The organism is Acuticoccus kandeliae, assembly GCF_003073115.1.
The window spans coordinates 54502-68808 of sequence record NZ_QBBV01000003.1; the positions used below are offsets into that span (position 1 = coordinate 54502).

The following is a 14307-nucleotide window of genomic DNA, read 5'->3' on the forward strand; positions in this document are numbered from 1 at the left end:
ACGGGACATGGCAACGGGGCTCGCGCTCTTTTCGCTGGACGGCAAGACGGCGCTGATCACGGGATCGAGCCAGGGGATCGGCTTCGCGCTCGCCGAAGGGCTCGCGGCGGCCGGGGCGAAGGTGGTCGTGAACGGCCGCGACGCGGGCCGCCTCGCCGAGGCGGTGAGCCGTCTCGAAGCCGCCGGCGCAAGCGTCGAGGCGCTGCCCTTCGATGCGACCGACCACGCGGCCGCGCGCGCCACGATCGATCTCTACGAGGCGGAGAAGGGGCCGATCGACATCGCCGTCAACAATGCGGGGATGCAGCATCGCGGGCCGCTGGAGGAGTTCGAGGCCGAGGCTTTCGAGCGGCTGATGCGCACCAACGTGTCGAGCGTCTTCAATGTCGGCCAGGCGGTGGCCCGGCATATGATCGCGCGCGGTGCGGGCAAGATCATCAACATCGCCTCGGTGCAGTCGGCGCTCGCGCGGCCGGGCATCGCGCCCTACACGGCGTCAAAGGGGGCGGTCGCGAACCTCACCAAGGGGATGGCGACGGACTGGGCGAAATACGGTCTCAACGTCAACGCCATCGCGCCCGGCTATTTCGAGACGCCGCTGAATGCGGCGCTGATCGCCGACACGGATTTCAATTCGTGGCTCTGCAAGCGCACGCCGCAGGGGCGCTGGGGCAAGCTGCCCGAGCTCGTGGGCGCGTGCATCTTCCTCGCTTCGTCCGCGTCGAGCTTCGTCAACGGCCACACGCTCTATGTGGACGGCGGCATCACGGTGAGCCTCTGAGGCTCACCGCTCTGGAGGGCGCGGCCTACCGCGCCCGTTCGGCCTCGGCGGCTTGTTCGGCGGGGCTCGTCGGGTTTTTCGGCATGCGCACGTCCGGTTTCTCGTCGAGGCCCTTCGTCGCCGCCCAGTCGCGATAGCGGACCATGCCCGCGTCGTTGCGGCAGTTGCCGACGAAGATCGGGCCCTTAGCGAAGGACGCCTGCTGGCCCATCCAGCGGAACCCCTCGTCGACATCGACGAAGCAGGAATGCTTCGACTTCGCCGAGCTGCCGTCATTGAACGCCAGTGAGCACATGTAGACGCTGGGGCCGTGCGCGGCGCGCAGCGTGGCGCAATCGTCCGCCATGGCGGGCGACGCCGCGGCGAGCGCCGCGAGGATCACCGGTCGAACTACAATCATGGCGCGTCGCTCCGTCGTGTTGCCGGAAGGCTGGAAGGGCCCGCCGGCCTGATCGACAACAGTGTCGTCCGCATGGGTGACGACCCGATGACGCGGACCGAGTGTATCAGGCTGCGCGCACGCCGTGCAGAAAATCGGTCACGACGGCGCGCAGGTGCGAGGAGACCTCGTTCATCCGCGCCGAGGCCGTCTGCACCTCCTTCGCGTCGCCCGAGGTGCGCTCGGCCGCGCTGACGACGCTCACGACGCGGTCGCTCGCCACCCGCGACCCGCTCGACGCGCTGTTGATGCCGGCGCTGATGTCGCGCGTCGCCTGGTTTTGCTGCGCCATCACCGAGGCGATCCCGAGGGCGGACGATTTCAGCGCGTCGAAGCGTTTCAGGATGTCGTCGATCCCGCTCACCGCCGCGCTGGTCTCCCGCTGGATCTCGGCGATCTGCTTGGCGATGTCGCTGGTCGCGGCTGCGGTCTGATTGGCGAGCTCCTTCACCTCGTGCGCCACCACGGCGAAGCCGCGCCCCGCCGCGCCGGCCCGCTCGGCCTCGATCGTGGCGTTGAGGGCGAGGAGGTTCGTCTGCGCGGCGATCTTCGCGATCATCGTCGCCACCGTCTCGATGGACTGAGCCGCGCTCGAAAGGCCCGTGATGCGCGTGGAGGCGGAGGCGGCGGCGGATGCGGCCTCGTCCGTCGCGCGCTGGGAGGAATCGATCCGGCTCGAAATCTCCGCGATGGAGCCCTGCAGCTCGCTGACGGCGGTCGCGACGTCCTCCACCGCCTCGTTGGCCTGGAGGGAGGAGCTCTGCGCGTCGGCGGTGTTGCGGTTCGTGATGTCCACCGCGTCGGTCAGGGAGCGCGCGACCGTGGCGAGGAGCGACGCCATCCGGTCGACCTCGGCGAGCGCGTCCTCCGCCCGGCTGCGGAACCCCTCGATCGCCTCCTCGAGCCGCCGGGCGCGCTGGACCTCGCTCGCCTGCGACTCGCGCGAGGCTTCGACGAGGCGCACCCGCTCCTTCTCCTTCTGCCGCAGGATCTCGAGGCCACGGGCGATGTCGCCTATCTCGTCCCGCCGCGCCGTCTCCTCGATGGTGAGGTCGGCGTCCCCGTCGCTGACGCGGCGCAGCTTGTCGACGATCGCGCGGATGGGCTGCTTCAGCGAGCGGGTGATCTGCCAGCACAGGATCGTGGTGAGGAGGACGATCGCGAGTCCGATGCCGCCGGTGATCGCGAGTCCGCGCAGCGCGGCGTGCTCGGCCGCCTCCGAGGCCGCGACAAGGTCGGTGACGACTCTCTCCTCCAGCGCTTTCAGGAGCTCGATGCGCGCCGTCGAGGCCTCGAACCATTCGCGGCCGGTGACGCTCGCGACCGGCGTGCCGAAGGCGCTGCCGCGCGCGACGGTGCGCATCGCCTCCACGCGCTCGATCACCGGACCGGAGAGGGTGCGGTCGATGAGGGCGCTCTGTTCGGCGGTGGCCTTGCGGTGGGCGACCTCCAGGTAGCCGTCCTGGAGCGCGCCGAGGCGGATGAAGCGCTCGTAGATCGGCTGCGCGAAGGCGCCCGAGCCGAAACCGGTCGCGCCCATCGCCCGCTCGAGCCCGGCCGCCTCCTTGGCGTTGATGATGGTGAAGAACACCGTCGCCTGCCGGATCGTCTCGGCGTCCTCGACGAGCTCGGACGGGATGGTCGACAGGTCCAGGAGCTGGCGGATCATCCCCGTGTAGAAGCCGGCCATCTCCGAGACCGGGACGGCGATGTCGAGCACTTTGTTCCGCCACGCGGCGAGGTGGGAGAGGGTGCGGTCGAGGGCGTCGATCTCGGCCACGCGCTCCGCGCCCGCCCGCATCTGGGGCAGGAGCGCCCGCACGCGCGCGAGCGCCGCGTCCGTATCGCGCTGCTGCTGGTTCAGCGCGTTGGCGAAGGTCGCGCCGCGCGAGCCGATATAGCCGGCGGACAGGCCGCGCTCTTTCTGCAATTCGTGCGCGAGGCCGCTGAAGAGCGGGGTGCGGGCGATGCGGATCTCGGCCTCCTCGGCCTGCCGCCACCGCTGGTAGTCCTGGACGAGGCCGTTCGCCGTGATGGCGACGACGCCGAGCACGGATATCGCCGCCAGGATCATGATCTTTGCGCTCAGTCGCATCGCCTACGCCGCCCCCGTTCTTGCCGCACCCCTCGCCGGGCGTGTGACTGATAGGGGGCGAGGATGGCGCGAGGCTCGACTGGCGGCGCCGGGCGCTGGCCTCGGCCGGGCAAGCCTTGTCCGGGGCCGTGCGATCCGGTCTAAGCTCGATGCCGGACGGGGCGCCCTTCAAGAGGCGCGGCGGGGGAGAAGCGATGGATCTCAGCTACACGCCGGCCGAGAAAGCCTTCGAGGCGGAGGTGCGCGCGTTCTTGCAGGCCGAGCTGCCCGAGGCGCTCTCGCGCAAGGTGCTCTCCGACGCCTCCCTCACGAAGGCCGACATGGAGGGCTGGCACGCGATCCTGAACCGGCGCGGCTGGCTCGCGACCAACTGGCCCACCGAGTATGGCGGGACGGGGTGGAGCGCGGTCGAGAAGCACATCTTCGAGGAGGAGTGCTGCCTCGCCGGGGCGCCGCGCATCGTCCCGTTCGGTCTCAAGATGCTCGGCCCGGTGCTGATCAAGTTCGGCACGGCCGCCCAGAAGGCCCACTATCTGCCGCGCATCCTCGACGGGACGGACTGGTGGTGCCAGGGCTATTCGGAGCCCGGCGCCGGTTCCGACCTTGCCGCGCTCTCGACCCGCGCCGTGCGCGACGGGGACCATTATGTCGTGAACGGGCAGAAGACCTGGACGACCTACGCCCAGCACGCGAACTGGATCTTCTGCCTCGTGCGCACCGCCACCGAGGGCAAGAAGCAGGCGGGCATCTCCTTCCTCCTCATCGACATGGCGACGCCCGGCATCGATGTCCGCCCGATCCGCCTCCTCGACGGGAGCCGCGAGATCAACGAGGTCTTCTTCGACAATGTGCGCGTGCCGGTCGCCAATCTCGTCGGCGAGGAGAATCGCGGCTGGGACTGCGCGAAATATCTCCTCACCCACGAGCGGACGAACATCGCGGGGCTCGGCTTCGCCGCGCTCGGGCTCGAACAGGTGAAGGACGCGGCGCGCACCATGGTGCGGCGCGGGCGGCCGCTCATCGAGGATCCGGTCTTCGCGGCGCGCATCGCCGAGATCGAGATCGATCTCGAGGCGGTGAAGCTCACCAATCTGCGCATCCTCGCCGCGGTGGAGGCCGGTGGCGCGCCGGCCGCAGAGAGTTCGATGCTGAAGGTGAAGGGCACGGTCCTGCGCCAGGCGATCAACGACCTCGCCCGCCGCGCGCTCGGGCCATATGCCGCCCCGGTGCTGATGGATCTCGACGCGGGCGACAATCTGGAGGTCCGCCCGGAGGCGCTCGGCCGGCGGGCGGAGGCCTACTTCAACAACCGCAAGATCTCGATCTATGGCGGATCGAACGAGATCCAGAAGAACATCATCGCCAAGCACATGCTCGGGCTCTGAGGAGGCTCCATGAATTTCGAGCCGACCGAAGAGCGCCGCCTGCTCGCCGACAGCCTCGCCCGCTTCCTCGCCGACCGTCACGGGCCGGAGGCGATGGCGGCGCGGCTGGAGACCGGCCACGACCCCGCCTTCTGGCGCGCGCTTTGCGATCTCGGCGCGATCGGCGCGCTCGTGCCGGAGGAGGCGGGCGGCTTCGCCGGGGGCGGGTTCGACATCGCCACCGTGTTCGAGGCGCTCGGCCACGCGCTTGTCCTCGAGCCGGCGCTCGCGACGGGGGTGCTCGGCGCGCGCCTCGCGGCGGCGGGCGGGCGGGGCGACCTCGTCGAGGCGGCCATCGCCGGGGAAGCGCGCCTCGCCTTCGCCCACCACGAGCCGCAGAGCCGGTACGACATGGCCGAGATCGAGACCCGGGCCGTCGCGGCGGGTGACGGCTGGCGGATCGATGGGCGGAAGGCCGTCGCCCTCGGTGCCGACCAGGCGGATACGCTGTTCGTGAGCGCGCGCGTCGCGGGAGAGGCGGGGGACGAGGATGGGCTCGCCCTCTTCGCGATTCCCGCCGACGCGCCGGGCCTCACGCGGATCGCCTATCCGACGGTCGATGGCGGCGGGGCGGCGGATCTCGTGCTCAGCGAGGTCTTGGTCGGAGCCGATGCGGTGATCGGCGCGCCGGGGGACGCCTATCCGCTGATCGAGGAGGTGCTGGGGCTCGGCGTTCTCGCCCTTTCGGCGGAGGCGCTGGGGGCGATGGAGGCGGTGAAGGCGATGACGCTGCGCTACCTCGCCGAGCGCCACCAGTTCGGCCGGCCGATCGGGGCCTTCCAGGCGCTGCAGCACCGCATGGTGGACATGACGATCGAGATCGAGACGGTCCGTTCGGCGGTCATTCGCGCCGCGAGCGCCGTCGACGGGGCGGCGCGGCTTCCGCGCGAACTCGCCCTCTCGGGGGCGAAGAATCTCGTGGGCCGGGTCGGCCGGATGGTGGCCGAGGAGGCGATCCAGCTCCACGGGGCGATCGGGATGACGTGGGAGTATCCGCTCGGCCACTATGCCAAGCGCCTCGTGATGATCGACCATCAGCTCGGCGACACGGACTTCCACCTCGAGCGCTATGTCGCGCTGAAGCGGGGCGGCTGAGCCCGTCCCTCGCCCCTGACCCGTGCGGAAAAATGTCGGGTGATGGCCGGGGACGGCCGCCCGTGCGCTAGGCGTTTGCCCGGATTGAGGATTTCTGAGTCCCGATTTCGGCGCAACCCGTGGTGTTCACGGTCAGAATATCCATAATGGACATATTGAGTGCTGCAAACGATCGCTGAAGTGGCGATGGTCCCTCGGCCAATAAATTGCGCGCCCGCACCGTCGGACGAGACCGTCTCACGCGCTGCGCCATACAAAAGCACGGAGAGGAAACAATGAAGCTCACAGCGACACTTGCGGCCGTCAGCACCCTCGCCCTGATGAGTGCTCCCGCGATCGCCGAGACCATGACCATCGGCATCACGCAGAACAATGTCGGCGTGGACAGCTATCAGACGACCTACGAGCGCGCCTTCATCGAGGCCGCGGACTCCGACCCCGCCGTCGACGTGGTCGTGCTCGATGCGGGCGGTGACGTCGCCCGCCAGATTGGACAAATCCAGGATCTCATCCAGCAGAAGGTCGACGCGATCATCATCTGGCCGACGAACGGCCAGGCCGTCGTGCCGGCCGTGCGCCAGGCCGACCGCGCGGGCATTCCCGTCGTCATCACCAACAGCCAGATCGCCGAGGCGGGGTTCGACTTCGTGAAGTCCTTCTCCGGCCCCAACAACATCATCCAGGGTGAATATTCGGCGCAGATGATGTGCGAGGCGCTCGGCGGCGACGGCCAGATCGTGCAGATCTCCGGCCAGCCCGGCTACACCACCGCGATCGAGCGGCAGAAGGGTTTCGAGGACGAGCTCGCCAAGAGCTGCCCCGGCGTGAAGATCCTCGAGACGCAGCCCGGCGACTGGAACCGCGAGAAGTCACAGCGCGTGATGGAGAACTTCCTCACGAAATATGACGAGATCGACGGCGTCTATTCCGGCGACGACAACATGGGCGTCGGCGCGCTGAACGCGGCGAAGGCGGCGAACCGGGCCGACGGCATGGTCTTCATCGGCGCGACCAATTTCGCGGTCGGCTACGAGGCGATGGAGCGCGGCGAATATTGGGGCTCGGTCTACCAGTCCCCGGTCGAGGACGCGAAGAACGCGCTCGCGACCGCCAAGGCGGTGGCGAGCGGCGAAGAGGTTCCGTTCCTCAACTATTTCGACACGCCGAAGATCACCAAGGACAACATGGGCGAGTTCGAGAAGCCCGTCTTCTGACGGGACCCAAAGCGCGCGGGGCGCCTGCCGCCCCGTCCTCGTCTCGCGCGGCGCCGGCGTTGTCGGCGCCCGCCAAAGGCGGCCCGGCGCCGCCCTGGGGTTCGGACATGAAGGCCATCTTGTTCAGTGGCGGCTGGGAGGGGCACGACCCGGAGCGGTTCCGGGCGTGGGCGGACGACCTCCTCGGCCGCGAAGGGTTCGCGGTGGAGAGCTACGATTCGCTCGCCCCGCTCGCCGATGCCGAGGCGATGGCGGACGTCGACCTCATCGTTCCCATCTGGTCCTCCGCGCGCTCGGCGCACCGGCCCGAGTTCGGCAACATGACGAAGGCGGAGGAGGACGGTCTCCTCGCGGCCGTCGCGCGCGGGGCGGGCCTTGCCGGCTGGCACGGCCACATGGGCGACGCCTTCCGCGACCGTCCGACCTACCATTTCCTGATCGGCGGCCAGTTCGTCGCCCACCCGCCGGGGTGGCCGGACAATCCCGTCCCGTCCGACGATTTCATCGACTACGACGTGACGGTCACGCGCCCGCACCACCCGATCATGGACGGAATCCGCAGTTTCCGCCTGAAGTCGGAGCAATATTACATGCTCGTCGACCCCTCAAACGAGGTGCTCGCGACGACGACCTTCTCCGGTGAGCACCTGTGGTGGATCGAGGGAACGGTGATCCCGGTCGTGTGGACGCGGCGATGGGACAAGGGCCGCGTCTTCTACTGCTCGATCGGCCACACGCTCGACGATCTCAAGGTTCCGGAAGTGACGGAGATCATCCGCCGCGGCGCGCGGTGGGCGGCGTCCGGCGCCGTCTGAGCGCGACCGGCGGCGCGGGCCGCCAATGCGACGAGCCGGCGACAGACCGGCCGTCGAAGGGAGAGGAAAGGCATCATGACGACCGACACCAGGAGCGCGCCATCGCGGCCGAGCCTCCTCCCCGGATGGGGAGAGGTCGGGCGGCTCGCGCAGCGGCAGGGCATCCTCCTCGCCTTCATCGTCTTCATCATCCTGTTCTCGCTCGTGTCCGAGCGGTTCGCGAGCTGGGAGAACGCCTCCACCGTGTTCCGCCAGGTCTCGATCGTCGGGACGATGGCGCTCGGCGTCACGATCGTGGTCATCGGCGGCAATCTCGACCTGTCGGTCGGCTCGATGCTCTCCTTCGCGACGGTCATGGTGGTCGACCTCCACGACAAGATCGGCCCGGCGCCGGCGATGGCGATCACCCTCGTCGCGACGCTCGCCATCGGCTGCGTGAACGGCTTCCTCGTCGGCTTCCTGCGGCTCAACTCGCTGATCGTCACGCTCGGGATGCTGTCGGCGATCCAGGGGCTGACGCTCATCTATTCGGGTGGCCAGAATGTCGACATCACCGACCAGGAGGCGACGTGGTTTGCCTTCTTCGGACGTGATTTCGTGCTCGGCATCGCGGTGCCGACGTGGATCTTCCTCGGCCTCGCGGTCCTCTTCCACATCGTCCTGACGCGCACGACCTACGGGCGGCGCGTCTTCGCCGTCGGCGGCAACAAGGTGGCGGCCACCTTCTCCGGCATCCGCCGCGCCCGCGTCGTCTTCTCCACCTACGTGGTGTCCGCCTTCACCGTCTATTGCGCGGCGCTGATCCTCGGCAGCCGCGTGATGGGCAGCCAGAACAATGTCGGCCAGGGGTACGAGCTTCTCGTCCTCGCCGGGGTGATCCTCGGCGGCACGTCGCTGCTCGGCGGGTCGGGCTCGATCATCAAGACCGTCATCGGTGTCCTCATCCTGGGCTTCATCCAGAACGGGCTCCTCCTGATGGGCTACCAATATTACGCCCAGTGGCTCGTCACCTGGGTCGTCATCATCCTCGCCGTGTGGCTCGACGTCGCCTCGCAGCGCGGCCGCCTCTTCACCACGACGACGTGAGGAGGATCGGATGACCCACGCCCTCGCCGCGCTCCAGGGGATCCGCCGCTTCACGGTGGTGCCCCCGATCTGGATCTTCACCGCGCTCTGCGCACTCTTCTTCTCGCTGATGACGGACAATTTCGCCGACATCGGCAACCTGCAGAACATCCTGCAGCAGACCTCCACCATCGGCCTCATCGCGCTCGGCATGACGGTGGTGATGATCAACGGCAATATCGACCTGTCGGTCGGGGCCGTCGTGGCCCTCGCCGCCTCGCTCGCGGTGGGGCTCCAGCCCGAGATCGGCACGCTGCCGGCGGTGTTCGTCGGCCTTGCCGCCGGGATCGGGCTCGGCTTCGTCAACGGCATGATCGTCTGGAAGACCGGGGTGGACGCCTTCATCGTCACGCTGGGCGCCATGATCGGCGTGCGCGGCCTCGTCTTCCTCTACACGCAGGAGCAGTCCTTCTTCGCGATGGACTTCGCCTATTCGGACTTCGGCATGTCCTCCTTCGCGGGGCTGCCGACGCTCGCCTGGGTCTTCCTCGGCTTCACCCTCCTGATGCACTGGGTGATGACCTCGACCGTCCACGGCCGCAACGCCTACGCGGTCGGCGGCAACCGGGAAGCGGCGCTGAATGCCGGCATCCGGGTCGGCTGGCACATGGTCGTGAACTTCATGATCGTCGGCTTCTTCGCCGCCCTCGCCGGGATCACCCTGTCGACCCAGATGGGCGCGTCGACGCCCAATCTCGGCCGCGAATACGAGCTCTGGACGATCACCGCCGTCGTCCTCGGCGGCACGAAGCTGACCGGCGGCTCCGGCACGATCATCGGCACGCTCGGCGGGGTGCTGGCGATCGGCATCCTGCGCAACGGCATGAACCTGATGCAGGTGCCGGCCTTCTACGTGCTCGTCATCCTGGGCGCGATCCTGATCGCCGTCCTCTTCATCGACCGGCAGGTGAACCGGGCGGGCGCCGAGGAGATCGAGATATGAGCGCGCACGATCACGGCGCGGCCCGCGACGGCGCCGCGCCCCTCCTCCTCCTCGACGGGATCACCAAGACCTTCCCCGGCGTCGTCGCCCTCGACGATGTGAGCCTCGATGTGCATGCGGGCGAGGTCCACGCCCTCCTCGGCGAGAACGGGGCCGGCAAGTCGACCCTCATGAAGATCCTCGCCGGCAACCACACCGCCAATCGCGGCGTGATCCACCTCGAAGGCGAGCCGGTTCATTTCGACAACCCGATGCAGGCCAAGCGCGCCGGGATCGTCCTCATCCACCAGGAGCTGTCGCTGGTGCCGGACATGACGGTGGCCGAGAACATCTTTCTCGGCTCGCTGCCGAAGGGGCTGTTCGGCACGGTGAAGTGGCGCGTCCTCCACGCGGTGGCGGACGAGATCCTCAAGACGCTCGGCTGCCGCTTCTCCTCGCGCACCAAGGTCGAGAAGCTGTCGATCGCCAACCGCCAGATGGTGGAGATCGCCCGCGCCCTCGCGGTGACGCCGAAGGTGGTGGTGTTCGACGAGCCGACCGCCTCGCTGACCGACGCCGAGAAGGTCGTGCTCTTCGAGATCATCCGCGGCCTCACGCGCAAGGGCGTCGGCGTCGTCTACATCTCGCACCGGATGGACGAGATCTTCACCCTCTCCCACCGCCTCACCGTCCTGCGCGACGGCAAGGTGCGCGGCACGCTGACGACCGCCGACACCAACGAGGACGAGATCACCCGCCTCATGATCGGCCGCTCGCTGGAGGGGCGGACGAAGCATTCGGGCGGCGCCCCCGGCCCGGTCGCGCTCTCCGTCTCGGGCCTCACCTGCGGCTCGCTCTACAGCGACATCTCGTTCGAGATCCGCAAGGGCGAGGTCGTCGGCATGTACGGCCTCATCGGGGCGGGGCGGACGGAGATCGCCGAGACGCTCTTTGGCCTGCGCACGCCGGATTCGGGCGAGATCCGCATCGACGGCGAGGCGGTGGAGATCGACGCGCCGCCCGACGCGATCGCGCGGGGCCTCGCCCTCGTGCCGGAGAGCCGCAAGGAGCAGGGGCTCGTCCTTGGCATGAGCTGCCGGGACAACATGTCGATGGCGCAGCTCGACACGGTGTCGACCGGGCTCGGCTGGCTGAAGCCGAAGGCCGAGCAGGCGATCTACGACGAATATGCCAAGCGGCTCGACCTGCGCTCACCCGGCCCGCAGACGCTCGTCGTCAACCTGTCGGGCGGGAACCAGCAGAAGGTGGTGATCGGCAAGTGGCTCTCCACCCATCCCGAGATCCTGATCCTCGACGAGCCGACGCGCGGGATCGATGTCGGCTCCAAGTCGGAGATCCACGACCTCATCCGGCGTCTCGCCGCGAGCGGGCTCGCCGTCCTCGTCATCTCCTCCGAGATGCCGGAGATCATGGGCGTGTCGGACCGCGTGCTCGCGCTCTATCACGGGCGGATCGCGGGGGAGTTCGACGCGGACGGCCTGACCGAGGACCGCCTCGTCCAGGCGATCTCGGGGCTCTGAGATGCGGCCCGCCGACACGGCCCTCGCCCCCGAGGCGCTCCGCGCCTCCGCCCGGCAGCCGACGCCCGCGGCCGGCCGCACCCTCACGCGCCACGAGATGCTGCGCTTCCTCGAATTCATCGACGAGATGGAGGACGAGGGCGCGCACGTCCTGCCGCTGAGCACGCCCGACTCCTACCTCCACATCACCATCCACCTGATGCGCAACCACATCGAGGGGAAGCTGACGACGATCTCCTCCCTCGCGATGGCGGCGCGCGTGCCCTACGCGACGGCGGTCCGGCGCATCCGCGAGATGCAGGACGAGGGGTTGATCCACCAGCGCCCGCGCACGAAGTCCGGGAAGAGCTTCTCGCTCCATCCCTCGCCCGGCCTGATCGAGGCCTGGCAGCGCTACGCGCACCGCATCAAGCTGGTGGTCGGACGCACGATCGGGCTCAGCGAGCAGGGGGAGGAGGCGGACTATTATTTCGGCGGCTCCTATCTCAAGGCGCGGATCATCCCGCTGCCGGGGGTCCACACCGAGCCGCTGAAGATCGCGGCGCCGCTGCGCTTCCTCGTCCACGCCGATCCGACCTTCATGGCGATGGACAGCCTGAAGCGGCAGCTCGAGAACGTGCTCGGCGCCTCGATCCGCTCGCGTGCGCTGTCGATCGACCGCCTCCGCCTTGAAATGCTGGAGAACGCGGCCGCGCCCGCCTCGGCCTACGACATCATGGCGGTGGACCTGCCCTGGGTTGGCGAATTCGCCGAGCGCGGTGTGCTCGCCCCGCTCGACGCGGTGGTGGCCTCGGAGGGGATCAACCGGTCCGACTTCCACCCCGCCGGATGGAATGGCGCGGTCTATCGCGGCGCGCTCTATGGCGTCCCGATCCAGACGACGCCGGAGCTTCTCGCCTACCGCACCGACCTTTTCGAGGCCGAGGGCCTCGCCCCACCCGAGACGACCGACGCGCTGCTCGCCGCCGCGCGGGCGCTCCACCGGCCGGAGCGCGGGATGCGCGGCATCGCCTGGAACGCGGCGAAGGGCACGCCCCTCGGTCACACCTTCCTCATGCTGATGGGGGCGTTCGGCCAGCCGGTCCTGAACCTCCCCCGCCTCGACGAGGGGTTCGACGCGTCCGACCTCACCGGCGACCGGCTGCGGCCGATGTTCGACACGCCGGAGGCGGCGGAGACGGCGGACTTCCTGATGCGCCTCCTCGAGGTCTCGCCGCGCAACATCCTGTCGATGTCCTGGTACGAGCGCGTCGTCGCCTATGGCGATGGCGAGGTCGCCATGGCCTACACCTATACGCTGCTCGCCCCCTATTTCGAGAGCGACCCGACGCGGCCGGCGCACGGGCGGACCGGCTTCGTGCCGCACCCGGCGGGGCCGCACGGGCACCAGATCGCCCCGGTCGGCGGCTACGTGCTCGGCATTCCGGCGAACCTCGCGCCGGAGCGGCGGGCGGCGGTGGGGCGGGCGCTGGCGCTCCTCACCTCGGCCGAAGTGAGCAAGCTCTACATCACCTCCGGCAGCCGCGCCTGCCCGCGCTTCTCGGTCACCGCCGACCCGGAGGTGCAGGCCCTCTCGCCCGCGATCGCCTCGATGGGGGCGATGGCGCGCAGCGGCCTCCTCCAATTCTGGCCCCGGCCGCCCGCGCCGCAGATCTCCGGGATCATCCAGATCTGCGGCGAGATCTTCCACGACATGCTGCGCGGCCTCATCGCCCCGAGCGACGCCCTCGCCACGGTCCAGCGCGCGACCGAGGCGCTCGTGCTGACGAAGAACGAATGAGAAGGAAACGACCGATGGATGCGAACCGCCTGAAGGACAAGAACGTCATGATCACCGGCGCGGCCCAGGGCATGGGCGCCGCGATCGCCGAGCACTACGCCGCCCAGGGCGCCAATGTCTGCCTCGGCGACATCAACCTCGAAGGGGTGAAGGCGGTGGCGGACCGGATCAACGCGGCCGGCAACGGCGAGGCGATCGCCGTGAAGCTCGACGTGACGAAGCGCGAGGACAACGCGGCGGCCGTCGCCGCCACCGTCGACGCGTTCGGCTCGATCAATGTCGCGCTGATGAATGCCGGTCTCAACAAGCCGCGCTTCTTCATGGACATCGACGAGGACAATTGGGACCTCATCATGAACGTCAACGCGAAGGGCGTTCTTCTCGGGATGCAGGAGGCGGCGCGGCAGATGATCAAGCAGGGCAAGGAGAACGGGCCCTACAAGATCATCAATGTCGGCTCGATCGCCTCGCGCACGACGTTCGACGACGTCGTTCCCTATTGCTGCTCGAAGCACGCGGTGCTCGCGATGATCACCGGCGGGGCGCGCGCCCTCGTCGAGCACAACATCACGGTGAACGGGTACGGGCCGGGCGTGGTGCGGACCGAATTGTGGGAGCAGCTCGACAAGGACCTCGTCGCGATCGGCAAGTTCGACAAGCCGGGCGAGTCGATGGATTCGCTCGCCGCGAACATGATCCTGATGAAGCGCTACTCCTACCCGGAGGACGTCATCGGCACCGCCGCCTTCCTCGCGAGCCCGGAGTCGGACTACATGACCGGCCAGCTCCTGATGATCGACGGCGGGATGGTGATGCAGTGATCCCATCCCTCACAGCCGCCGCGTGCGACGCCATGGCGCACCCGCGATGAGAGGTTGAGCGGCTGCCGAAGTTTTGGGCAAAGCGAGGCCGATGACGGGCTGTCGCGGACGGCGTGGCTGGCTTAGTAGTGCGGACTACGATGAAAAACGATAGAGGCGTTCGTCGGAAGAGCGCCCAGGAACGTCCTTTTTGCGGAGTCCGTCGCCATGAACCACTCGAACGTGCGGGTCGTCCTGCACACCCGCCCCGTTCTC

12 protein-coding genes are annotated in these 14307 nt (G+C 68.7%); 10 read left to right on the top strand and 2 right to left on the bottom strand.

The features are described 5' to 3' along the window. Positions 1-7 precede the first annotated feature (7 nt). Positions 8-781, top strand: coding sequence for an SDR family oxidoreductase (locus DBV35_RS19565; protein ID WP_108662070.1), 774 nt, complete (start codon positions 8-10; stop codon positions 779-781). A gap of 25 nt (positions 782-806) precedes the next feature. On the opposite strand, the gene DBV35_RS19570 is transcribed toward DBV35_RS19565, so the two are convergent. Together DBV35_RS19570 and DBV35_RS19575 are read right to left on the bottom strand one after the other, a co-directional pair. Next, the gene (locus DBV35_RS19570; RefSeq protein ID WP_157961864.1) at positions 807-1181 is read right to left on the bottom strand and encodes a hypothetical protein; all 375 of its coding nucleotides are present in this window, start codon (positions 1179-1181) and stop codon (positions 807-809) included. 106 nt (positions 1182-1287) lie between these two features. Then, a complete protein-coding gene (locus DBV35_RS19575; protein ID WP_108662072.1) occupies positions 1288-3315 on the bottom strand; it encodes a methyl-accepting chemotaxis protein in 2028 nt (675 codons plus the stop codon). Between the two features lie 194 nt (positions 3316-3509). Here DBV35_RS19575 and DBV35_RS19580 point away from each other — a divergent pair, with 194 nt between their 5' ends. From DBV35_RS19580 to DBV35_RS19620, 9 genes are all read left to right on the top strand, one after another. Then, positions 3510-4700 carry an acyl-CoA dehydrogenase family protein gene (locus DBV35_RS19580; protein ID WP_108662073.1) on the top strand — a complete coding sequence of 397 codons (1191 nt, stop codon included), beginning with the start codon at positions 3510-3512 and terminating at the stop codon, positions 4698-4700. A gap of 9 nt (positions 4701-4709) precedes the next feature. After that, positions 4710-5834 (top strand): acyl-CoA dehydrogenase family protein, encoded by a 1125-nt coding sequence (locus DBV35_RS19585; RefSeq protein WP_108662074.1) that lies wholly within the window; start codon positions 4710-4712, stop codon positions 5832-5834. A gap of 275 nt (positions 5835-6109) precedes the next feature. Further along, positions 6110-7048 carry a sugar ABC transporter substrate-binding protein gene (locus tag DBV35_RS19590; RefSeq protein WP_108662075.1) on the top strand — a complete coding sequence of 313 codons (939 nt, stop codon included), beginning with the start codon at positions 6110-6112 and terminating at the stop codon, positions 7046-7048. Between the two features lie 107 nt (positions 7049-7155). Next, positions 7156-7863, top strand: coding sequence for a ThuA domain-containing protein (locus DBV35_RS19595; RefSeq protein WP_108662076.1), 708 nt, complete (start codon positions 7156-7158; stop codon positions 7861-7863). A 75-nt stretch (positions 7864-7938) separates the two neighbouring features. After that, positions 7939-8949, top strand: a complete 1011-nt coding sequence (locus DBV35_RS19600) for an ABC transporter permease (protein ID WP_108662077.1) — start codon at positions 7939-7941, stop codon at positions 8947-8949. Between the two features lie 10 nt (positions 8950-8959). Then, positions 8960-9931, top strand: coding sequence for an ABC transporter permease (locus DBV35_RS19605; protein WP_108662078.1), 972 nt, complete (start codon positions 8960-8962; stop codon positions 9929-9931). Further along, on the top strand, positions 9928-11451 hold the full coding sequence (locus tag DBV35_RS19610) for a sugar ABC transporter ATP-binding protein (protein ID WP_108662079.1): 1524 nt from the start codon (positions 9928-9930) through the stop codon (positions 11449-11451). Before DBV35_RS19605 ends, DBV35_RS19610 begins: the two co-directional genes overlap by 4 nt. Before the next feature lies 1 nt (position 11452). Further along, entirely contained in the window at positions 11453-13231 is a 1779-nt protein-coding gene (locus DBV35_RS19615; protein ID WP_205648772.1) for an extracellular solute-binding protein, read from the top strand. A 14-nt stretch (positions 13232-13245) separates the two neighbouring features. After that, positions 13246-14052: an SDR family NAD(P)-dependent oxidoreductase gene (locus DBV35_RS19620; protein ID WP_108662080.1), complete on the top strand. Its 807-nt coding sequence runs from the start codon at positions 13246-13248 to the stop codon at positions 14050-14052. Positions 14053-14307: the final 255 nt, after the last annotated feature.